Annotated in this window: 18 protein-coding genes; 9 read left to right on the top strand and 9 right to left on the bottom strand. The window is 50.5% G+C overall.

Features of this window, described 5'->3' with window-relative positions:
• Window positions 1–275 precede the first annotated feature (275 nt).
• The 3 genes from ACN4EG_RS23400 to ACN4EG_RS23390 all read left to right on the top strand — a co-directional run bounded on the left by ACN4EG_RS23400 (window position 276) and on the right by ACN4EG_RS23390 (window position 4,813).
• Complete coding sequence (locus ACN4EG_RS23400; RefSeq protein ID WP_431632678.1) at window positions 276–3,146, top strand: ATP-binding protein; 2,871 nt, start codon at window positions 276–278, stop codon at window positions 3,144–3,146.
• 223 nt (window positions 3,147–3,369) lie between these two features.
• Window positions 3,370–3,828, top strand: a complete 459-nt coding sequence (locus ACN4EG_RS23395) for a response regulator (RefSeq protein ID WP_431632677.1) — start codon at window positions 3,370–3,372, stop codon at window positions 3,826–3,828.
• 412 nt (window positions 3,829–4,240) lie between these two features.
• The gene (locus ACN4EG_RS23390) at window positions 4,241–4,813 is read left to right on the top strand and encodes a retropepsin-like aspartic protease family protein (RefSeq protein ID WP_431632676.1); all 573 of its coding nucleotides are present in this window, start codon (window positions 4,241–4,243) and stop codon (window positions 4,811–4,813) included.
• Between the two features lie 144 nt (window positions 4,814–4,957).
• On the opposite strand, the gene ACN4EG_RS23385 is transcribed toward ACN4EG_RS23390, so the two are convergent.
• The 3 genes from ACN4EG_RS23385 to ACN4EG_RS23375 all read right to left on the bottom strand — a co-directional run bounded on the left by ACN4EG_RS23385 (window position 4,958) and on the right by ACN4EG_RS23375 (window position 10,408).
• Window positions 4,958–6,682: an N-acetylmuramidase domain-containing protein gene (locus ACN4EG_RS23385; protein ID WP_431632675.1), complete on the bottom strand. Its 1,725-nt coding sequence runs from the start codon at window positions 6,680–6,682 to the stop codon at window positions 4,958–4,960.
• Window positions 6,683–6,874: 192 nt separating this feature from the next.
• Window positions 6,875–9,403, bottom strand: coding sequence for a peptidase domain-containing ABC transporter (locus tag ACN4EG_RS23380; RefSeq protein ID WP_431632674.1), 2,529 nt, complete (start codon window positions 9,401–9,403; stop codon window positions 6,875–6,877).
• A 240-nt stretch (window positions 9,404–9,643) separates the two neighbouring features.
• Window positions 9,644–10,408: a peptidylprolyl isomerase gene (locus tag ACN4EG_RS23375; protein ID WP_431632673.1), complete on the bottom strand. Its 765-nt coding sequence runs from the start codon at window positions 10,406–10,408 to the stop codon at window positions 9,644–9,646.
• Window positions 10,409–10,869: 461 nt separating this feature from the next.
• Between ACN4EG_RS23375 and ACN4EG_RS23370 the strand changes: the two genes are divergently transcribed.
• Both ACN4EG_RS23370 and ubiE read left to right on the top strand, forming a co-directional pair.
• The gene (locus tag ACN4EG_RS23370) at window positions 10,870–11,511 is read left to right on the top strand and encodes a peroxiredoxin (protein WP_431632672.1); all 642 of its coding nucleotides are present in this window, start codon (window positions 10,870–10,872) and stop codon (window positions 11,509–11,511) included.
• A gap of 176 nt (window positions 11,512–11,687) precedes the next feature.
• Window positions 11,688–12,467, top strand: a complete 780-nt coding sequence (gene ubiE / locus ACN4EG_RS23365) for a bifunctional demethylmenaquinone methyltransferase/2-methoxy-6-polyprenyl-1,4-benzoquinol methylase UbiE (RefSeq protein WP_431632671.1) — start codon at window positions 11,688–11,690, stop codon at window positions 12,465–12,467.
• Between the two features lie 107 nt (window positions 12,468–12,574).
• Here the strand turns inward: ubiE and rsfS are convergent, their stop codons facing one another.
• Window positions 12,575–12,988, bottom strand: a complete 414-nt coding sequence (gene rsfS / locus ACN4EG_RS23360) for a ribosome silencing factor (RefSeq protein ID WP_431632670.1) — start codon at window positions 12,986–12,988, stop codon at window positions 12,575–12,577.
• A gap of 124 nt (window positions 12,989–13,112) precedes the next feature.
• Window positions 13,113–13,733 carry a bis(5'-nucleosyl)-tetraphosphatase (symmetrical) YqeK gene (yqeK, locus tag ACN4EG_RS23355; protein WP_431632669.1) on the bottom strand — a complete coding sequence of 207 codons (621 nt, stop codon included), beginning with the start codon at window positions 13,731–13,733 and terminating at the stop codon, window positions 13,113–13,115.
• A 193-nt stretch (window positions 13,734–13,926) separates the two neighbouring features.
• On the opposite strand from yqeK, the gene ACN4EG_RS23350 reads away from it, so the two are divergent.
• A complete protein-coding gene (locus ACN4EG_RS23350; protein WP_431632668.1) occupies window positions 13,927–14,613 on the top strand; it encodes a zinc metallopeptidase in 687 nt (228 codons plus the stop codon).
• A gap of 199 nt (window positions 14,614–14,812) precedes the next feature.
• On the opposite strand, the gene ACN4EG_RS23345 is transcribed toward ACN4EG_RS23350, so the two are convergent.
• The 4 genes from ACN4EG_RS23345 to ACN4EG_RS23330 all read right to left on the bottom strand — a co-directional run bounded on the left by ACN4EG_RS23345 (window position 14,813) and on the right by ACN4EG_RS23330 (window position 19,185).
• Complete coding sequence (locus ACN4EG_RS23345; protein ID WP_431632667.1) at window positions 14,813–15,304, bottom strand: DUF1499 domain-containing protein; 492 nt, start codon at window positions 15,302–15,304, stop codon at window positions 14,813–14,815.
• A 141-nt stretch (window positions 15,305–15,445) separates the two neighbouring features.
• The gene (gene thrB / locus ACN4EG_RS23340; protein ID WP_431632666.1) at window positions 15,446–16,354 is read right to left on the bottom strand and encodes a homoserine kinase; all 909 of its coding nucleotides are present in this window, start codon (window positions 16,352–16,354) and stop codon (window positions 15,446–15,448) included.
• Window positions 16,355–16,491: 137 nt separating this feature from the next.
• Complete coding sequence (gene psb28 / locus ACN4EG_RS23335) at window positions 16,492–16,845, bottom strand: photosystem II reaction center protein Psb28 (protein ID WP_431632665.1); 354 nt, start codon at window positions 16,843–16,845, stop codon at window positions 16,492–16,494.
• A gap of 108 nt (window positions 16,846–16,953) precedes the next feature.
• Window positions 16,954–19,185 carry an S-layer homology domain-containing protein gene (locus ACN4EG_RS23330; RefSeq protein WP_431632664.1) on the bottom strand — a complete coding sequence of 744 codons (2,232 nt, stop codon included), beginning with the start codon at window positions 19,183–19,185 and terminating at the stop codon, window positions 16,954–16,956.
• A 392-nt stretch (window positions 19,186–19,577) separates the two neighbouring features.
• On the opposite strand from ACN4EG_RS23330, the gene ACN4EG_RS23325 reads away from it, so the two are divergent.
• The 3 genes from ACN4EG_RS23325 to ACN4EG_RS23315 all read left to right on the top strand — a co-directional run.
• On the top strand, window positions 19,578–19,976 hold the full coding sequence (locus ACN4EG_RS23325; RefSeq protein WP_431632663.1) for a hypothetical protein: 399 nt from the start codon (window positions 19,578–19,580) through the stop codon (window positions 19,974–19,976).
• Between the two features lie 112 nt (window positions 19,977–20,088).
• A complete protein-coding gene (locus ACN4EG_RS23320; RefSeq protein ID WP_431632662.1) occupies window positions 20,089–20,460 on the top strand; it encodes a YtxH domain-containing protein in 372 nt (123 codons plus the stop codon).
• Between the two features lie 13 nt (window positions 20,461–20,473).
• On the top strand, window positions 20,474–20,930 hold a 457-nt coding region (locus ACN4EG_RS23315), incomplete at its 3' end, for a hypothetical protein (RefSeq protein WP_431632661.1).

The raw sequence follows: 20,930 nt of genomic DNA, 5'->3' as shown, positions 1-20,930 counted from the left end.
GGGGGGATGAAGAGGGGATATTATTTCTTGGCAAATCCCTAAGCCGAGAAAACAGGGAAATCATCTGAAAATCAGCAACGTTTTATAAAACCACTCACGGAATGGCTCAACATCGCCTATGGTATGAAACAAGCAGGATAGTGCTGACAAGGCATCACTGCTTAGGTTGGGACGAGTGTAAATCAGGACAAGTTTAGATGGAAAGATCGCTGTGGAGACTTAAGTCTGATTGATACTTCAAATCTTGATGTATTCCACCTCCCTCTATTGTCAATATGTTGTCAATCACCTCTGCAGAGTTCAACAGTTGCCAAGCAGTTATTCGCAGCCCATTCACGATCGCACCCACAGCCTCCGTCATGGATGCCCTGCATCTAATGAGTGCAGAGCAGTCGAGTTGTTTATTACCAACAGATGCAGAGCCACCGGATACCTCCTATCTAGCAACGCTCGCCGAGGCTAAAGGGAGTTGTGTCCTCGTTGTGGCAGAGGCTCAGTTGCTCGGGATCCTGACGGAGCGGGATGTGGTGCGGTTGAGTGCGGAGAACCGTGACTTGGCAGCAGTGGCTATTGCAGAAGTCATGTCCCGTCCCGTTCGAGTGCTCCAACGATCGGAACTGCAAGATCTCTTCGTCCCTCTCAATCTCTTCCGGCAACACCAAATTCGACACTTAGTCGTTGTAGAAGAAGATGGATCAATCTTTGGCCTGCTTACCCACGAAACAATTCAGCAATGGTTACAACCTGTTGATTTATTGAGAATCCGTCTTGTATCTGAAATGATGACCAAGAACGTGATCTCAGAATCGGCTGATGTTTCTGTTTTGAGATTGACTCAGCTCATGGCTCAGAAATGCGTTAGTTACATTATTATTGTTGAGCCTTCTCTGAGTCCTCAGAATCAATCGAGCAGCAATCATTACCCTACAACCCCAGCAACAACTAATGCACTAGAAAATAATCTAGTACAAACCAATCTTTCTTCAGCACTACGACCGATCGGAATTGTTACAGAACGAGATATTGTTCAGTTACAGACCTTACAACTCCCCCTCGATCGCATCTCTGCACGAGAAGTCATGAGTCATCCCGTCTTGGCGGTATCTCCCGAAGACTCTCTTTTAATCGCCCATCAGATGATGCAAACCCATCGAGTCAGTCGGGTAATCGTCTCCAATCCACAGGGCAATTTAGCTGGGATTTTAACGCGAACGAGTTTGTTGAATCTTTTGAACCCGATCGAACTTTATCAAGTGCTAGAAATTCTGCAAACCAAAGTCATTCAATTAGAACAGGAAAAAATGACTGGGTCAGGCGAGAATTCTGCGCTACTGGGAGACGAACCTAACATTAGTCCGACATCCTATGAAGCCAGGTTAAATGCCCTGCATCTGGGTGGACTCTCGAAGGACATTACCCACCGTAAGTTAGCAGACTCCGCATTACAAGACGGTGAACAGCGCTATGCTTCATTAGCCGCCACCGCCCCAGTCAGCATTTTTCGAACGGATTCCGAGGGTAATTGTATTTATGTCAACGATCGTTGGTGTGAGACGGCGGGACTCTCCCTCGAGGCTGCCTTAGGGAATGGATGGATCGCAGCCCTTTATCCAGACGATCAAGACCGAGTGTTGGAAGCTTGGCAACAGTCCATCCATCATGCACACCCCTTTCAACTACAGTATCGGTTGCAGCGCCCCGATCGACGCATCACTTGGGTTTACGGCCAAGCCGTCGCAGAACGCAACTCAACGGGAGAAGTCATCGGGTATGTGGGTTCCCTGACTGACATCAGCGATCGTAAACAAGCGGAACAGGAACTACAAAGACAAGTTGAATTAAATCAAATCATCACCAATTTCTCTAATTCGTTTATCAACGCAACGCTAGAGGAAATTCCGAGGGAAATTCAATCCGCCTTGAACGTTCTGGCAGAATTACAGCAGATTGACTTAATTTATGTGATGAATTTTTCAGATCTCAGTCAACCGGTCACGGTGCTTTATCAATGGATATCTACTGACTTGATTTCGATTATTCCAGCATTCCAAAACCTATCTTCTCTCCATCATCCCTTAAGTAACTTTCCCTGGAGTCAAGCTCAACTTAAAGACGGCAATTTTGTGAATTTACCGAGTTTAGATGCCTTGCCACCAGAAGCCCTGACCGATCGTGAGAGTTGGCAGAGGTTGGGCGTCAAATCTTTGCTGGCATTTCCCTTATCTTGGTCAGGCGAACTAACCGGCTGGTTGTGCTTTCTTAATTGCTCCCGCGAACATTGCTACCCCGCGCCTGAGATCATTGTATTAGAACAGTTTAGTGTTGCAATTAGTCATGCTTTACAACGCCAACGATCGGAACAGTTGTTGCAAGACTATAATCAACGATTAGAACAACAAGTTGCAGAACGCACAGAAGCCCTGCGTCGCAGCGAAGCACAACTTCAAGCCCTGAATCAGGAACTCATTCGATCGAATAAAGAATTAGAAAATTTTGCCTACATCGCCTCCCACGATTTGCGAGAACCCCTGAGAGCGATCGTCAGTTACACCCAACTGCTCCAAGAAGCCGCTCAAACGCATCCTTTGAACGACAGTATGTTGGAATGCTTACATTACATTCATGACGGTGGGCAACGGATGCAACAGTTAATTCAAGATCTGTTGAGCTATGCACGCCTCAGCTACCAAGAACAAGAGCGAGAACCTGTCAGTTGCCAAGAAGTCATAGAGCAGGTATTGAGTTATTTGCGCGTCACGATCGCAGACAATCAAGCCACGATTATTGTCGATCCATTACCCACCCTCCATGCCAACCGGACCCAAATGCTCCAGCTTCTACAAAACCTGGTAGATAACGCAATCAAATTCCGCCAATCTGAACCCCCTCGCATCTCTATCAGAGCAACCCCGCTACCCAGCCAGGGTTGGCAATTTACAGTCCAGGATAACGGGATTGGCATGAAACCAGAATACCTCGATCGGATTTTTGACATTTTCCGCCGATTACATCCCCGAACCAAGTTTCCTGGCACAGGAATAGGACTGGCTATTTGCAAAAAAATTGTTGAACTATATGGCGGCAAAATCTGGGCAGAATCTGAATTAGGCTCAGGAACTACTATCCATTTCACAATTCCAAATTAAATTATCAGAATTAAATTAAACTTCAAGGAAGAGACGCCCTCAAATTCTATTCATCAAAGTTAATCTACAGGTGCCTTATTAGGGGAGAATAAGGAAAAAAGAGTTATGTTCCATAGGGTTCCCCCTAAATAAACGGCATTAATATTGTCCAGTCGCTTATTCTAATACTTATGCACCTTATCTTATATACCTACATAAGACGAAGGATGAAATTAAAACCGTCATGAATGATCAGTCTGTAGGTTCCTTGATCGATGTTCTCTTAGTTGAAGACTCTCCGAGTGATGCTTACCTATTAATCCGCTACTTTCAAGACAGGCATCAACAAGATAGTCCAAACTGCCAGATTCATTGGGTTCAAGATGGAGAGTCAGCACTGGATTACTTACACCGAAGGGGAGACTATCCAGATGCAAAGCTCCCTCAACTCATTGTGCTCGATTTAAATTTGCCTGGGTTAGATGGTTGTGAAGTCCTCGCCCATATCAAAACAGAGCCCACTCTCAAGAAAATTCCGGTCATTATTCTCACCACTTCATCGAGCCAATCGGATATTCTGCGGGCGTATGATTTATATACTAACTGCTACATCACAAAGCCGGTCAACCTAACTGAGTTTTCGGAAGTCTACTCCACCATTAACCGATTTTGGTTGTCAATGGTTCAGTTACCTAATATCTAAATCATCCAACATCTAAACAGCCCAACATCTAAATCACTGAATTTAGATTGGTTCCGTAAGATGAAAGCATTATATTTATTCGATTGAATTTTGATTAAATATTAGATTCAGTCTATAGGATTTCACCCCATCGAGCCTCCCCCATTTCAGAATCGATACCCAATCCCGACATCAATCGGAAATCAGTAACAAAATTAGTTAGGCAGAATTAGTTGGGCAGAGTGCCAGCCAGAGAACAAGATAGATTCCTTCTTCAAAAGCTACCCAAAAATAAATTTCGACAATCCCCTACAATTTGGGCACACTAGGGATAGAAAAATCGTGAAATACTATTACTGAAGTACGGTGACTGGCATGCTGTCATCCAGTGATACCCTACTGTACTCAGTGATACTCTCCTGGAAACTGTGTCATGAAACGTCCGTGCTTTAGATTTCTGCCTGCGGTTCTCTTAGAGCTTGGTTTAACAACAGGCTTTGCAACGGTAATCGGGCTTCAGTCAACCGCGATCGCGCAAAATACATGTTACATGGTGACCGCCTCTGGCCAGAGAGTGAGCTTGGGCAGCCTCTGCGGAGAGGAACCGCCAGAAAAAGCTGGCAAAACGCCTAAGGATGGAATTTATCGCGTCAAAATTAAGCGGCGGCTTGCTTCAACCCCCGTGATTGACGTGATGTTTAATGGCAAACCCTTTGAGATGATTCTCGATACTGGGGCCAGCAGTACATTGATTACCCGTGATATGGCCAATGCCCTGCGCCTGAAGCCGATCGGCTTTCGCAAAGTCATCATTGCCGATGGCAGCGTCGTGCAATTTCCCGTCAGTTCGATCGGCTCCGTTTCCACCGGGGGCTTAACCACCAAGAACCTGGAAGTGACGATCGCAGACAAAGCCGATGTAGGGTTACTAGGCCACGACTTCTTCGGTCGCTACGATGTAAAAATCAAACGGAACTCGATCGAATTCCATCCCCAAAGCAATTAGTTTTCCACAAAACTATCCGTCCTGGGTCAAAATTCTCTTACTGAACGGTTCACGCAAGAACCAGGCGAAACCCTTACTCAACAGGCTAGGAATTCGCCTAGGCTTTAGTAAGGATTTTGCCAGTCTTTCAAACCAGTCTTTTAACTAGGTAATGGTTGCCCAGTACTCATAGGAATCAGCTAGCTTTTCATCGTAGCGATTAGCGCGGTAGCTTTCGCCGTTATACCGCAACGCAAAGCCCGCCCAGTCCCGACGGATGAGGAAGCGATCGAGCCCATTGGTTTTAATGAAATTAAACATGGCCATTAGTTGTTTGCCTTCGCTCTGGTGCATATCCCGCACAAAGGTTTCCACATCTGCATAGCCTGCGGCTCGGTGGTTAAAGCCCATAATTTGCCCCAAGCCCCAGGATGCCGATTTGAGCGCTCCTGCCCGATCGAGATTCACCGCCTGATACAAGCGGTCCCATTCTCCTAAGCCCCCGATATAAAGGTTGCGGTTCCAGACAGGGCTCGAAATATTGGAATTGCTATAGTCATAGCGGCTATTAGTAAAGTCAGAAAACCAATGGGCCTCAAATAGAATTTTGGGACGCCCGTCTCTGTAAAATCCCGATCCAGCCGCTTCTACGGAAACGACCGCTCGAACTGCGGCCACTTCACAACCGATCGTGTTAGCCACGGCGCGATAGTCGTTAAGCGATAAAGCAAGCGGGCTAGAAATCACCGGAATCCCCGGTACTTCCGGTTCCAAGAGCAGCTTAGCCCCCCTGGGAGAAACCGTGGCAGGACTCAGACCATAGGCACCACAGAAAGCTTCGTAAGCCCGCTGCGTCCGAGGCCCCCATAGCCCATCCGCCGTTCCCAGCCCATACCCCATGGCATTGAGGGATTCCTGAACCTGAGCTGCGATCGCTAGGTTTGGCTGAATTTCCGTCGTCGGCCAAGCATAGGTACCCTGAGACAGTGCTCGCAAACCTGCGGGTAAGCGATCGGGCTTGGCACTAGGGGGCGTTGGAGTTGGAGTTGGGGGCGGGGTTGGAGTGGGAGTTGGTGTGGGTGTGGGTGTGGGTGTGGGTGTGGGTGTGGGAGTTGGTGTGGGTGTGGGAGTTGGTGTGGGTGTGGGAGTTGGTGTGGGTGTGGGTGTGGGTGTCGGAGTGGTAGCAGTGGGCGGAGCCTGGAGAAGAAGTTTTGCAATCGGAGGCGCTAGAAAATCGGCCTTGAGATTATTGGCCTTTGTGAAAGCAACATAGGCTGATTGTGTACGCTGCCCCCAATCTCCATCCACAGGCCCCGGTTGATATCTCCAGACAGTCAATCGCTGTTGAATTTCACGGGTAATCGTCGGATCGGCAGTCACGATCGATAGGATCCAATTCACCGAACCATTTGCAACCTGTTGCAGCGTTGGCTTGGTTGGAAACAGTAATTTCTGGGCAGCTAAGGGCGTGAGCTTATCAATGGGATAGGAATTCGATCGGGCAAAGGATTCATAGGCCGTTTGGGTGCGTTTACCCCAGTCACCATCCACCGGGCCAGGCTGCAAACCCCGATCGGTCAACTTTTGCTGAACTTCTCGCACAATGTTGGGATCAGCCACAAGTACTGCCACTGGCCAATCCATCGTGCCATTGCCAACCTGCTGGAGACTCAGCCTCGGCAGTTGCAACAACTTTTGGGCAGCTTGGGGCGAGAACTCATTGGACTTAAACCCATTGGCTGTGGCAAAGGCCGTGTAGGCAGCTTGGGTTCTTTGTCCCCACCACCCATCCACTAATCCCGGTTGGTATCCCCAGTAAATCAAGCGTTGTTGTAAATCACTCACAAAAACACGATCGTTTTGCAGGGTGGCCACAGACCAAGTGGTCATGTTTTTGACAAGATCCTGTAAGTTCATAGTTCCAGCCCGTATGAAAATTGGCGTTGCACTTGTGTTGCAACTCAGAAAAGTGTTGCAACCTGGCCTCTCAAAATTTTAAGCACGATCGCAGAAATGTAACCGCGATCGTGCAATTTTTCTATCTCAATATTTTTCTATCTCAATAAACGTTAAACCGCTACATTAAACCGCTGCCTGTTGGCGTTGGTAAAGCGAGTAATACAAACCCTTCTTGCGCAGAAGTTCATCATGGGTACCTTTCTCTGCAATCACGCCTTTCTCCATCACCAAAATTAGATCCGCCCGCCGCAACGGCGCAAAGCGGTGGGCAATCATAAAGATCGTGCGGTTCCCAGACACCTGTTGCAGATTTTGCAACACCTGTTGCTCGGTTTCACTATCGAGCGCACTAGTCGCCTCATCCAAAATCATCAACGGCGCATCGGACAGGAACAGTCGCGCTAGGGCAATCCGTTGCCGCTGACCACCGGACAGGGCCGTTCCCCGTTCCCCCACGTTAGTTTCATAGCCATGGGGCAGTTCACTAACAAAATCATGGGCCGCCGCTAACCGAGCCGCTTCCACCACTTGTTCAGCGGAAATATCGGGACGCCCTAGGCTGATGTTCTCAATAATGTTGCCGTTAAAGATAAAGTCTTCCTGCAACACCACACCCATCTGGGTTCTCAGGGAATGCAGATCGGCACTCTTGACATCAAAGCCATCCACCAGAATCCGACCCGACTCCGGCAGGTACAGCCGTTGCAGCAACTTTGAGAGGGTACTCTTACCGGATCCACTGCGTCCCACAACGCCGACGAGCATTCCCGGCTTCACTTCAAAGGAAATCCCTTTCAGAACCGGCTCTTGGCTCTGGTTATAGCGGAAAAAGACCTGTTCGAATTTGACTTCCCCTTGCAGCGCAGGCAGCACCAAGCCCGAACCTGGTTCCGCTTCCGGTGCAGCATTGAGGATATCGCCAATCCGATCGACCGAGAGTAAGACCTGTTGAAGGTTCTGCCACAGTTGCACCAAACGCAGCAGGGGGCCCGTGACTTGGCCAGACAACATTTGGAACGCCACCAATTGACCCACCGTGAGTTCCTGCTTGATCACCAACGTCGCCCCCACCCACAGGATCAGCAGATAGGAAAACTTGGTGAGAAAGTCCGCAATACTGCCGCTGATATTTTGCGTAGTTGAAGCTTTGAAGCTAGTGCGGATGTAGCGGGCGAACAACCCTTCCCACCGATCGCGGGAGGCTTTTTCCGCTGTATGGGCTTTGACGGAATGGATACCTGTCACTGTCTCCACGAGGAAGGACTGACTATCGGCATTGCGGTTAAAGGTTTCGTTGAGCCAGTTACGCAGAATTGGCGTCGTGGTCAGGGTCAAAATGGCAAACAGCGGTAGCACCGCCAAAGCAACCCCCGTTAGGAAAAGGTTGTAGTAGGCCATCAACCCCAAATAAACCACCGCAAAAATGGAGTCGAGAACAACGGTTAATGCGGTTCCCGTTAAGAATTGGCGAATATTCTCCAATTCCTGCACCCGTGCTACAGTATCGCCCACCCGCCGCGCCTCAAAATAGGCCAGTGGCAAGCGCATCAGGTGGCGAAACAACTGGGCAGACAGAGATAAATCCAGTCGCCGCGCCGTGTGGGTAAAGATGAACAACCGCAAGCAACCCAGAGTCGCTTCGAAAACCGCAACCCCCAGCATCGCGATCGCCATCACATCCAAGGTAGAAATACTGCCCTGCACCATCACCCGGTCAATGATGACTTGGGTAATCATGGGCGTCGCCAGCCCCAGAAATTGCAATGTCAGCGACGCAAACAACACTTCCCCTAACAAGCCGCGATACTTCCAGACCGCAGGCAGGAACCAGCCCAGATTGAATCGCTCTTGCTTTTGAATCGCCTCAACTTGCCACAGTTGCCGATCCCAAGTCGGTTCAACCTGCGATCGATGGATCGTTTCGCAAGTGCCGGCTGGATTCATGGGATCCGCCACAATCATACGATCGCCCCGCAGGCCATAAACCACCAGCCAATGGGGTTCCTCATCGCCCTGTTTCAACATCAGCGCCGGAAATTCCAACAGCCGCATCCCCTGCCAGTCGATCGTGATGCGGCGCAAATGCAGACCCAACTTTTCCGCCGCTTCCACCACACTGCTGGGCTTTTGGCTGCGCACCTGGCGCTGCACCCATTCCAACTGGGCTGGATTTTGCAGGTGGTTAGCCACCATGGTGAGACAAGCCGCTGCGGTATTAATGCCTGCAACAAAAGGAAACCCTTGGGTCGGCTGGGGCGATCGATCAGTCTGAGGCTGATACTGGGTGCGCTGCGTCGCCCAAAATCGACTAATTTCTTGAGTCTTGACCGTTTCCCACAGAGGCGTTGGCCAAACGATCGCTTCCACCCCATCCGCCGCCGATCGAGCCTTGTACCCCGCCAGATCCAGCAAATCGCCCACCCAGTCCCCCGGCTGCAACATCAGGGATTTCCCTTCATCCGTAACGAGGCGAACCTTCCCCACCAGAATCAGGATCACTTCCCCTGGATTATCCGCTGACCAAAGCGGTTCCCCTAACCGATACCGTCGCAACTCTCCCTGGGTTTTGAAGAGAACCTGCTGGTCTGGCGTCAGATAACACAGCGGTGGCTTATCCCAAGGGAAATTAGTCGCAATATCATTAGTAATCATAGGGGCGGCAAGAGTCGATACAGTGGGATGTAACGTAGAGAGGGCAAGTATTCTAGAGCAGAACTGTGAGGAAGAAATGCAGCCGTTTTTCAGCTCAGTAGCTTCTAGCTCAGTAGTTTCTAATAGAGTACTGAAATTACAGCCTTCTTTCCGTCAAAGTTTTTAGCAAATATAAAAGTAGCCTATGTAAAAGCCCCCAGAGGGGGTGCGGGGGCTAATCTGACACAAGTGGCTAGGCTCCTAGTCGCCAACCTGTAACTTAACCGTCATTTTTTGGATCTTATCCGCGATCCACCGCTCGAACAATTCATTGCGCAATGCCTGCTGAAGCTGAACATCATCCAAGGTTGCGTCCATTTTTTGCTCCACCCGGAACAGGCCCCAGCGATTTTCCAACTCGATCGGCCCCAGCAAATCTGCAATATTAGCCGCATCGATTTGAGCCCGGATGGCATCGGGCAACGTGCCTCGGCTCACGGGCCCCATCATGCCATTGACCATTTTGTCATCAGTCAAAGAATATTGTCTTGCCAACTGTTCAAAGCTGGCACCATCTTCTTGAATTTGGGTTTTCAGTTCCTCAGCCAGATCGGCACTATCAACAATAATTCGTGAGAGAACCACCCGATCGAGGAAGACCTTACGCTCAATGAAGTACTCCTGCAATTTGGGTTCAGTGACTGCGGCTTTAAGCTTCTCAACTTTGAAGTTATTACTAATTTGCTTGTGGAACGTAGTGTAGTCTGAGCCATTCCGATTGAGGAACTCCTGGAAGGCTTGCGGCTCAGTCAGTTGGTTCTGTAAACGGAAGTCAATAATGGCCTGTTCGATGATCCCTTCCCCGATCTCAAGATCCTCGCGGGTATCGACCTCTTGCTGCAAAATATGTTGCCGCAAAATCCCAGCCAGAAAATCCTGTAACTTGCCCGATGCTTGCAGGTAACGCATACATTCCCGCAGGGACAGTTCTTGATCGTCGATCGTCAAAAATGCTTTAGATTCCATGAATAACACTTATGTTTAGAGGGGGATGTTCATCAATGCTGATGTCTATCTTGCCCAAAAAAACACAAAGCAAGACAACACTTCCGGGAAAAATCTTAGAAACTTCGTATAGGTGGCCGATGACAATTAAGCAATAGGGCATAAGTTTGACCCACCCATTACAGCATCTCAACATTGACCCCTTCAAGCCACTGCCTTCTTCAAATCCTTTTACCCTTCAAATTACCCTTCAAACAGTCGTATCATCCAACCTGTTCCACCCTTCAACCCACCCTCCCCTTGCAAAGCCTGCGGATCAGCATCAGACTACTGGATCCAATAGTTGATCGATGTCTTTGAAGCGCAAACTGGATGCAGACTTCCTAAAAAGATCTAAACTCCGACCGGAGAACCGGGGTTTTATGGCATGATCTTTTACTAGGCAATTTTGTCAGATGTACAACAAACAGGAAACTTCGGTTATGTCTCTCCGTCTAGGCGATACCGTCCCCAACTTTACTCAAGATTCCTCAGAAGGAACGATCAACTTTTACGATTGGGCAGGTGATAGCTGGGTCGTTCTCTTCTCCCACCCTGCGGACTACACCCCTGTCTGCACCACTGAGCTAGGTATGGTAGCCAAGCTTAAGCCCGAATTTGAGAAGCGCAATGTGAAAGTCATTGCCCTCAGCGTAGACAGTGCTGAGTCCCATAACGGCTGGATTGGTGACATCAACGAAACCCAAAGCTGCTCTGTCAATTATCCGATCTTGGCGGATGAAGATAAAAAAGTGTCGGAACTGTACGACATGATTCACCCCAACTCCAGCACGGGTAACACGCTGACAGTTCGATCGGTCTTCATTATCGATAACAACAAAAAACTGCGCCTCAGCATTACCTATCCCGCTAGCACTGGGCGGAACTTTGACGAGTTGCTGCGGGTGATCGATTCCCTGCAACTGACCGATAACTATAGCGTTGCAACCCCTGCTAACTGGACCGATGGCGGCGACTGTGTAGTGGTGCCTTCCATCCCGACCGATGCAGCCCGCGAGAAATTCCCCAAAGGCGTCACGGAAATCAAACCCTACCTGCGGATGACCCCCCAACCTAACAAATAAGTTAGTTGAGGGTTGATGCCTCAAACGTTCAATACTTAAACGTTTTAATACTTAAAAGAAAGGGTGGAGCGATGCTCCGCCTTTTTTGGTACTGTTTTGGGTATTGTTGGGGGATTGCACGATCGCGAGGATTCGCTGAATCCCTACTTGGTTTAACATTCCATCATCTTTTATCTATGCATTTTGTCGATCGCGCTTCCGCCAATTTTGCCTCCTCAGATCCATCATCGGTACAGTCACCGTCTGTACAGTCATCGGAGGTTCAAGCCCTCTTCGATCGAATTGCCCCTGTATATGACGAACTGAACCAGTGGCTCAGTTTAGGGCAGCACAAAATCTGGAAACTGATGACAGTGAAATGGTCTGAGCCGCAGCCGGGGGATATGGCGCTGGATCTGTGCTGTGGCAGCGGAGATGTGGCGGAAATGCTGGGCGATCGGGTCGGCCCCACTGGACAAGTCTATGGTGTGGATTTTGCCGCAGCGCAATTAGAAGTGGCTCGCAAACGGACAGAAGCCAAAGGGCAGGGACGATCGCAGTTTCAACCGCAATTCCATTGGGTCCAGTCGGATGTTTTGCAATTACCCTTTGCCGATAACACGTTTGATTGCGCCACCATGAGCTATGGCCTCCGCAATGTGGTGGATATCCCCGCAGCCTTACGGGAACTGCATCGGGTGCTCAAACCGGGAGCCAAGGCCGCAATTTTAGATATGCATCGCCCAGATAGCGTTTGGATGCGGCAGTTTCAGCAATGGTACCTCGATCAGGTGGTGGTACCTGCAGCGCAGCGCCACCACCTGATCGAGGAATATGCCTACATTGGCCCCAGCCTCGAGCGTTTCCCGATCGGGGCAGAACAGATCGACCTAGCTCGGCAGGCAGGATTTGCCAAAGCGAAACATTATCCGATCGCAGGCGGGACAATGGGTGTACTCGTAGTCACGGCAGCCTAGCACTGTAGAACAGTCAAGCAAGGAATAGGGCGTTTTAGAATGCCCTATTCCTTGCTGTGTGATTTTTTACCTTCAGCACCAAGCTACAAAAAACAGATCCTGCAACGCTAGGCAGCCTTGGGCACAAAGGGAATCCGTGCTGCATGCCCCCAAAAGGCTTCGAGGCCATAGAATTCTCGCTCGTTGGGCATTTGCACATGCACCATCACATCACCATAGTCCAAACAAGCCCACGACCCTTCACTCAATCCCTCATTACGCAAGGGCTTACGATTCAGGGTTTCTTCAATCTTTTCCTCGATCGCATTCGCAATCGCTCGCACTTGCACCTTGGAATAACCCGTCGCCATTACAAAGTATTCCGCGATCGTCGAGACATCTCCCACCTTAATCAACACAATGTCCCCAGCTTTACGATCGTCTGCAGCTTCTGCGGCTAGGAGAGCCAATTGGTCAACCGGATCAGAAGAATCAATTTGGGAAGTGGTTTGTGGAACAGAAAGATTAATGGTTTCAGACATGCAGTAATTAATGAATGAGATGGATAAACAACAAACTAGAAAACAAACAACTTAGCTGTATTCACCGCTTTTATCCAACGGTTCTAGGAACACTAGGCAGGAACGCTGTGGTGGCATTGTCAAGTCATCCTATTGTAACGACGGGCTTGGGAAAACTAGAATTTTCCCACGATCGCGCCCCTTGACTTTGCAAGAAAAACCAATTCCGGGTGGCCACAGTACGGGGATGAATCAATCGTTTAGACTCCATTAGAGATTTCAACGTGTAATCAGAGGTATGCCATACCCCCTCCGCAAGATTGCGGGAACTCACTTGGCGCAGATGGTTTAATGCCTCAGTATTACCCCGTCCCGGCTCCAGACTATCAGCCAGGAAAACCACACAGGACAGCGCGGACATCCCCGGTTGCCCCAAGGTATGGTTACGAATCGCCGCCAAAATCTCTTCATCCGTTACCCCAAACTCCTCCCGCGCCACGATCGCGCCCACATCGGCATGGAGTAAGTGAGGATCCGCTTCATCTATCTCATTTAAGGAAATCCCCTCCTCCCGTGCCATTTTGAGGAGGCGATCGGGGGGAAAAAACTTGGCTAAATCATGCATCAAGGCTGCTTGGGCTGCTTTTTCAGGACAGAGTTGATGCATCTCTGCCAAGGCGATCGCCATCTGCTCAACCCGCAGAATATGTCGAATTCGAGGCTCAGGAACATGGGCTTTCAGCCAAGCTAAAACGTCTTCTCGCACAACTGACTGGAAAGGTACGTACTGAGACGATAGGTGCAATGGGCTTTCTCCCGTAAATAATTGGGTGTAGTAATGGATGGTTTTCCCTATTTTAGCCTACTGCTCCCGGCCTGAAGGGAAGTGCTAGCATGGGAGCAAAAAGAATCCTCTACTTACAAGCGATTGTCGCACGATTATGTTTTTCCATCCATCGATGCTCATTCTCATTCCAGGCATGATCCTTGTCTGGTGGGCACAACAGCGCGTTCAAGGTACCTACGAAAAATATTCCCAAGTGCAATCAACCTTGGGAATGACGGGCGCAGAGGTAGCTCAAACAATTCTCAAACGGATGGGCGTTAACCACGTTTCCGTTGAGCCCGTGAGCGGGGTTCTGAGCGATCATTATGATCCCAGTGCCAAGGCGGTGCGGCTATCAGAAGTAGTGTATGGATCGCGATCGCTAGCGGCGGCGGCAGTGGCTGCCCATGAATGCGGGCACGTGCTCCAAGATGTGGAAGGCTACCAAGCCATGAATCTGCGGGCGGCCCTGGTGCCTGCGGTGAACTTTGGCTCCAACCTAGGACCGATTCTGATCATGATTGGCTTTGCCCTAGGTGCCCTGAAAGGGTTAGGTTTGGGGCTGTTAGCGGTCTATATTGGCCTTGCCCTGTTTTCCTCGGTTTTAGTATTCCACTTAGTCACGTTGCCCGTAGAATTTGATGCTTCGGCGCGGGCACTGCGGCTGATTAATGAGTTTGGGATTTTGCAAGGGGAAGAAAATCAAGCAGCTCGCAAAGTTCTGAATGCAGCGGCCTTCACCTACGTTGCAACTGCGATGTATGCCTTTCTTCAAATCTTGCAGTACATCCTCATCATCATGGGTGCTCGTCGCGATTAGGGAAACGGCTCCAACCATTCAAGCAGTATCTCAACTGTGGATACTATGCGGACGGAGTCTCAATGAGGGTTGCAATTGAAATAGAAAAAGGGGCGATATCTCCTACGATTCGCCCCTTTTTGTTAGGAAACTATAATTTTCTTCAGCAGGGCAAGCGATCGTGAAACTGTTAAGCCACTTTGCCTAAGAGCCACTTTGCTTAAACCACTTTGCCTTGCACTTGCAAAGCCTGCCGCAACGTTTCAATTCGATCGCGATTCACTCCCAAATCCGATTCACCCAACCGGGACGCCGATCGCACCTGAATCACCCCAGCGTCCCGATCGACATAGAACTCCACATCATCCACAAAGCCCATTAAGCGGCTGCTGAACTCAGCATAGAGATAATCATCCGAGGCCGAAACCACCGTTGTCCGAGGCTGGGATTGCACCACTTGTTTGAGCGCTGCAAAGGCTTGATCGATCGACCCACTGGGACGGATCGGCTCAATTTGATGACTCCCATCGCGACTCTGGCTACTGACGCAATTGGGTGAGCTAGGGCAAGCAGCCAACTGCCCTGCTTGTACGCCTAAATTATTCGGACGCTGCCCCGCGAAAATGCCTGCCCAAGCTGGTTGAAGAAACATCCCCAACCCCAGCAGAACCACGATCGCAACTACGATGACAGGAAAACCAATGGATTTCATAGAAACTTTCTGAATCAATGCGCTACGCCTCCTCCACTCTAATTCCTGTCCTTGATTCCTGCGGCCTCAGCGATTAATTTTCGGGCGCGTCCCAGTATGAATCACGCCCAGTCGCTGCATCTCACTCGCGGGGTTACCCCCTCAACTCACCACGGTTCCCTGGGTATCCAACGCCAAAACCAGCGCCTGTGCTGTAATCCCTTGGGTTGCCCAAGCTTGCTCCATGGCAGTCTTGACCGCTTCCCCGATCTCCTGGGGAGCCAGCGCCAAGACCGTTGGGCCTGCCCCACTGATCACTACACCATAGGCTCCGGCAGCTTGGGCCGCTTGCTCGATCGCGTCATAGCCCGGAATCAACGATTTACGGTAAGGCTGGTGAATTTTGTCTTGTAAGGCCGCCTTCAACCAGTCGCCATTTCCCGTGGCCAACCCTTGCAGCAACAAGCCCAAATGCGCCATATTAAACACCGCATCAGCACGGCTGTAATCCGTAGGCAACACTTTACGAGCCGCTTCAGTAGATAGCTCAAAATCCGGAATCACCACCACGGGTACCACCGCTGGCTTCCAGGCCAATTCGCAAATTTCCCAGTCCCGCACCACACCAGAAGCCGCCAACCGACAGCCCCCCAACAGCGCCGGAACAACATTATCGGGATGTCCCTCAATCTCCGTCGCGATCGCCGCCAGTTCCCCAGAAGACAGCGGTTTGCCAGCCAGTTCATTCGCGCCAACTAATCCACCGACGATCGCCGTTGCAGAACTGCCCAAACCCCGCGCCAACGGGACATTCATTGCAATCTCTAACCGCAGGGGCGGGACGGGCTGTCCTAGTTTCTCAAAAACTTTCAGAAATGCTTGGTAGACCATGTTGTCTGCATCTGTGCCGACCCGATCGGCGTTCACGCCCGTCACCGTAATGTCCAAGGTCTGTCCAGCGGGATGGGGGGAAAAGACAAATTCGTTGTAGAGCGTGAGGGCAGCCCCCAAGCAGTCAAACCCTGGGCCAATATTGGCCGTTGTCGCAGGTACCCGAACACGAACAGACACAGTGGATTCCTCCGTTAAATCAATCCATCCGATCGAGAACTTGATCAGATAGGGACAAATACATTTTTCGACCACAGGATAACAGCAGGAAGGGCGCAAAATTTGCGCCCCACCCTTTTGAACATTCAGTTAAGGTCTTAACCTTCCTCGTCATCCCCCGATCGCTGCTGCACCAGGCCATTTTGCTCACCGTAGCGCTCCATAAACCGGATAAATCGATCCCACTCTTCGGGAGAACGCATAATGTAGAGCACTTCTAAGGCTTCGGGTTGACCGTTGATAAATTTGGCTTTGACATCCCGTGAGCAAATTTCACCCTCTTCATCCAGCAGGTACATTCCGGTAATGGAATCCATGCTGCTGCTCATCAGCGCCTCGGGCTTCTCGAAGTAGAAGCTGGCAGTGCCCTTAGATCCATCCCGACTGCGGGTCAAGCGGACATCGGGAATCACTGTCTCAGTCACACCTCGGGAAAATTGAATCTCTGCCATAATTCTTGCGCTTCTTAAAATGTATTCGGCCAAACCCTATTTTCCCACCAAGTGCTACGGAGGGGAAGGGTCAGCCCTAAGGGGCTAACATCCATCCCCCCAAGGGAACTAAGCCATGATGTAGGGGGAATTCACCGCAACGACTCGCCCCATCTTGGCCAACGCTTGCAATACCAAGGCCGCCAATTCACCACGGGTCGCCTCCTGATTTGGATTCAGCTTTTTCACATCAGGATAGCTGACCACCATGCGCTGCTGAATGGCCGTGGCGACTGCCGCCTGAGCCTCCGCAGGAATCGCTGCCCGATCGCTCAAAGTATTCAGCACCGACAAGTTGCCGCCGGATAGGCCCAATCCACTCACCAAGGCTTGGATGAGCTGCAATCGAGTGACGTTTTGGCTAGGTTTAAAAGTCCCATCGGCAGCAGCATTGAGGAATCCACCTCGGTAAGCTTGATCGATCGCAGGTTTGGCCCAGTAATCGCTCGGCACATCACTAAAATTAGCTGCATTCCGTTTCGGGGCTGGATTGAAGGCTTTCGCAAGAACCGCCGCCAACTGTGCCCGCGTAATGGGCACATCGGGCTTAAACGTCCCATCGGCAAAACCGCGCATGTAATCCTGAAGCGCCATCGTCAGCACAAAATCCTCAGACCAGTGATTGTCCAAATCGGTAAACCGAATTGCCGTCGTATCGGGATTCACAATGTACTGGGATGGGATCGCTTCCGCTCGGTTAATCGAGACTAACGCTTGATATAACAGCGCCGAGACTTCCGCACGGGTAATGTCACGGTTGGGGTTGAGTTGTTTGACCTCGGGATAGTTAACCACAACCCGACGAATCGTTGCAGTCGTCACCGCATTAACGCCATAGCTGGGGATTTGAGCCCGATCGTTATACACGCCCAACGCTGTAATTTGACCGCCAGTGAGGCCCAATCCATTGATCAGCGCAACGATCGCTTGCACCCGCGTCAGGTTCAACCCCGGTCGAAATGTGCCATCGGGGAATCCAGCAATAAAGCCCATGCGATCGGCCTTAGCAATGGCCGCCGCCGCCCAAAAATTCGCTGGCACATCGGAAAATGGTGTCGCACTTCGTTTAACCGGCAAATCAAAGGTTTTCGCCAACACTGCTGCATACTGCGCCCGAGTCAGAGGGGCTTCGGGCTTAAAGCTTCCATCGGGAAAACCGCTCAGGAACCCACGACTCACTAAGGCTTGGATAAACGCTTGTGCCCAGTGGCCTTGAATATCTGATAGTCCCGTGGGGGGGGTGATGGGCGGCGTCACCGGCGGCGTGACAGGGGGTTCTACCAATGGCGGTTCTACCAACGGCGGATCAACGATCGGGTTATTGGCAGGTGGATTATTGGTAGGTGGCGTAACGGGCGGGGTTACAGGTGGCGTGACGGGCGGCGTCACCGGCGGGGTTACAGGCGGTGGAACGACATTCGCTTGCAAATCGATCGGGCCTTGAACCTTAGCCGGATTTAATTGATTGCCCACCGAAATAAAGGTGACAGGCGGATTCGTCGCATTTTGCAGATCCACTTCACCATTGTCCCGGATAAGGTTGCCACCGGGTTCTTGGCTGCTGCCCAGATCAGGAAACGCCGTTTCCAGAGCCACCAAGCCACTTTCGGTATTGCGTTCGATCGTGTTATTACGCAGGACAGGTCTTGAGGCTCGAGACAACACTATCCCCGATCGATTTTCAAAGGCTTTATTTTCTACTAATAAGGGGGCAGCCGTATCCCCAATCGCAATCCCAAAACCCGTGTTTTGGCAAACATTCCGGCGAAATTCCCCTTTGGATTCCCGCACGATCGAAATCCCATTCGCTGCATTTTGGATAAAAGCACAGTCAGAGACGATCGCCTTGGCACTGCCGGTCGTAAAGATTCCTTCCCGCTTGCAATTAGTAAACGTACAATTACTGATTATCGGATCCGTTGATTCCACCCAAGCACCAGTTCCGCGACTTTCGCCATTAATGACCGTAACACCGCGCAATTGAGCTTTACTATCCAATTTAAAGGTAACGTTTTGGCCCGCGAACGTAGGGCTGAGGTACTTGCCACCTCCATTAACGACCACACCATTTCCTTTACTGGCTTCATCCCCGATGATCCCAACTCCCGCCGGGACAGTCAAAGGAAACACTTCACCACTGGCGACATTATAGGTACCGGGAGCCAGTTGGATACCCGTCCCCGATTTTGCCCGTTGCAGGGCAGCCGTAATTGTTTTCAAGGGGGCAGCCTGAGATCCAGGATTACTGTCGTTCCCGGTGGCGGGATTGACATAGAGCGTGGTTGAAAAAGATTGCACCATAGCTATGTTGTCTAAACCTTGTGTGAGGGGGCTACTGTGTCAACACGATGGTATGACCTTGAGATCAACGAAAGAGTTGCAAATTGACTGCATTGAACCCATTGCGTTGAACCCATTGCGTTGAACCCAATTGCAGGCATCAACAGCTTTTACCAACCGAATTCCGGTAATACACCTCGATCGGGCATAGGCTCCTCATGATAGCGAGTCCTTCCTAGGGCGAGGTCAGTTAAGCAACATCTGTTCACGGATGTTTACGGAGCAGTGGAGGGAGCAGCTTGCTGAACCCGATCCGAAGCAGTTGACAACCAAGTTCACAGAAACGCCTATGGGGCAGAAATTTGGAGGTGGAAATGTTGCAAAGTGGCTGATCCTGCTCCTCAATACTCGGTATGATTGATGCACCCAATGCACGAATTGATGCAGCACACTGGCATCCCACGAGGCAACTCATGCTCACTGTCATTCTGATCATTAATGGGTTATTAGCAACCTTCTGCTTTTACATTGCCTGGCGTGTTTGGCAGTTTCGGCGGGTGCTGACTCGGGCCACTACGGCATTAGAGACTGCAGAACAAGCCACCCATCGAGTGTTGCAGGATGCCCCAGAAGCCATTTTGCAGGGGCAAATGAGTACGCGACAGTTACGCCAGCACTATCGGCACCTAGAAGTTAATCTGCGACAGGCAGAAAAAGCTCTCTCGATCGTGCGACTAGGACAACTGCTGTTTTTGAGCCAAGTTAAAGTCTCTCAACGGCTGCGCCGTACACCAAAAGCCTCACATCAATAACGCATAAATAATGCATAAACATTCCCATAGGCAACCCATCTTGTTTTAAATAGATTATTTTGGCTGAATGATGATTCGTTGATTTGTTGAAGGGATTGTCGAGAGAAGTTCTATGGCAGGAAATCGTTCAGGCGCTTTTATCAGTGGATTGCTCATTGGCGCAGCGGCGGGGGCGATCGCAGGACTACTCACCGCCCCTCGCACCGGGCGCGAAACCCGTAAGTTGCTGAAAAAATCAGCGGATGCCCTTCCCGAATTAGCAGAGGATTTATCTACAACAGTACAAATTCAGGCCGATCGCCTATCGGAAACAGCCTTGAAAAACTGGGACGAAACCCTACATCGTCTGCGGGTGGCGATCGCCGCTGGTGTGGAAGCCAGCCAACGGGTACGGGAAGACTTGCAGGTCGATCCAGAAGACACTGCTGCGGAACCAGAAGCCGCACCCGTTTCGCCCCGTCGCTATATCGGCGAAATCAAATAGGCGAGCTCAAGTAATGGATCCTATTTTTTGGCTAGGAGTTTCAATTCTACTGGTGGCAGTCAGCATTGCCGTCGTGCTGGCAGTGGCCGTTCCTGCCATTCAAGAATTGGGTCGTGCCGCCAGAAGTGCTGAGAAGCTATTTGATACGCTCAATCGCGAATTACCCCCCACCCTCGAAGCGATTCGCTTAACGGGGCTAGAAATTAGCGACTTGACCGATGACATGAGCGAAGGAGTCCAAAATGCCAGTCAAGTGGTGAAGCAAGTAGACGACGGCATTAGCGGACTGAAAGAACAGGCCCAAAAGGCTCAAGTCACTACCATTAGCGTGTTTGCGGGGGTAAAAGCGGCTTGGCAAACCTTGACTGATACCGAAACACGACCAAACGCTGCAAGAAAAACTGGCGCTGCAAAAAAAACTAACGCTCCCGAAATGGAGGATTTCTCCCTTTCCCCTTCCCCCAATGCCC

The sequence above is a fragment of the Alkalinema pantanalense CENA528 genome (genome assembly GCF_050753345.1).
GTDB lineage: Bacteria > Cyanobacteriota > Cyanobacteriia > Leptolyngbyales > Leptolyngbyaceae > Alkalinema > Alkalinema pantanalense.
Note: the sequence above shows the minus strand (reverse complement) of the source record. Positions and strands in the feature narration are given on the sequence as shown.

What these genes read in the sequence shown, in the direction of transcription:
- ACN4EG_RS23325 (WP_431632663.1), top strand. Translation starts at nt 19,578, where the DNA reads ATGATTGATGCACCCAATGCACGAATTGATGCAGCACACTGGCATCCC.
- ACN4EG_RS23385 (WP_431632675.1), bottom strand. Translation starts at nt 6,682, where the DNA reads ATGACCACTTGGTCTGTGGCCACCCTGCAAAACGATCGTGTTTTTGTG.
- rsfS (WP_431632670.1), bottom strand. Translation starts at nt 12,988, where the DNA reads ATGTCTGAAACCATTAATCTTTCTGTTCCACAAACCACTTCCCAAATT.
- ACN4EG_RS23320 (WP_431632662.1), top strand. Translation starts at nt 20,089, where the DNA reads ATGGCAGGAAATCGTTCAGGCGCTTTTATCAGTGGATTGCTCATTGGC.
- ACN4EG_RS23400 (WP_431632678.1), top strand. Translation starts at nt 276, where the DNA reads ATGTTGTCAATCACCTCTGCAGAGTTCAACAGTTGCCAAGCAGTTATT.
- ACN4EG_RS23395 (WP_431632677.1), top strand. Translation starts at nt 3,370, where the DNA reads ATGAATGATCAGTCTGTAGGTTCCTTGATCGATGTTCTCTTAGTTGAA.
- ACN4EG_RS23380 (WP_431632674.1), bottom strand. Translation starts at nt 9,403, where the DNA reads ATGATTACTAATGATATTGCGACTAATTTCCCTTGGGATAAGCCACCG.
- ACN4EG_RS23345 (WP_431632667.1), bottom strand. Translation starts at nt 15,304, where the DNA reads ATGAAATCCATTGGTTTTCCTGTCATCGTAGTTGCGATCGTGGTTCTG.
- ACN4EG_RS23330 (WP_431632664.1), bottom strand. Translation starts at nt 19,185, where the DNA reads ATGGTGCAATCTTTTTCAACCACGCTCTATGTCAATCCCGCCACCGGG.
- ACN4EG_RS23350 (WP_431632668.1), top strand. Translation starts at nt 13,927, where the DNA reads ATGCTCATTCTCATTCCAGGCATGATCCTTGTCTGGTGGGCACAACAG.
- ACN4EG_RS23370 (WP_431632672.1), top strand. Translation starts at nt 10,870, where the DNA reads ATGTCTCTCCGTCTAGGCGATACCGTCCCCAACTTTACTCAAGATTCC.
- ACN4EG_RS23375 (WP_431632673.1), bottom strand. Translation starts at nt 10,408, where the DNA reads ATGGAATCTAAAGCATTTTTGACGATCGACGATCAAGAACTGTCCCTG.
- psb28 (WP_431632665.1), bottom strand. Translation starts at nt 16,845, where the DNA reads ATGGCAGAGATTCAATTTTCCCGAGGTGTGACTGAGACAGTGATTCCC.
- ubiE (WP_431632671.1), top strand. Translation starts at nt 11,688, where the DNA reads ATGCATTTTGTCGATCGCGCTTCCGCCAATTTTGCCTCCTCAGATCCA.
- ACN4EG_RS23390 (WP_431632676.1), top strand. Translation starts at nt 4,241, where the DNA reads ATGAAACGTCCGTGCTTTAGATTTCTGCCTGCGGTTCTCTTAGAGCTT.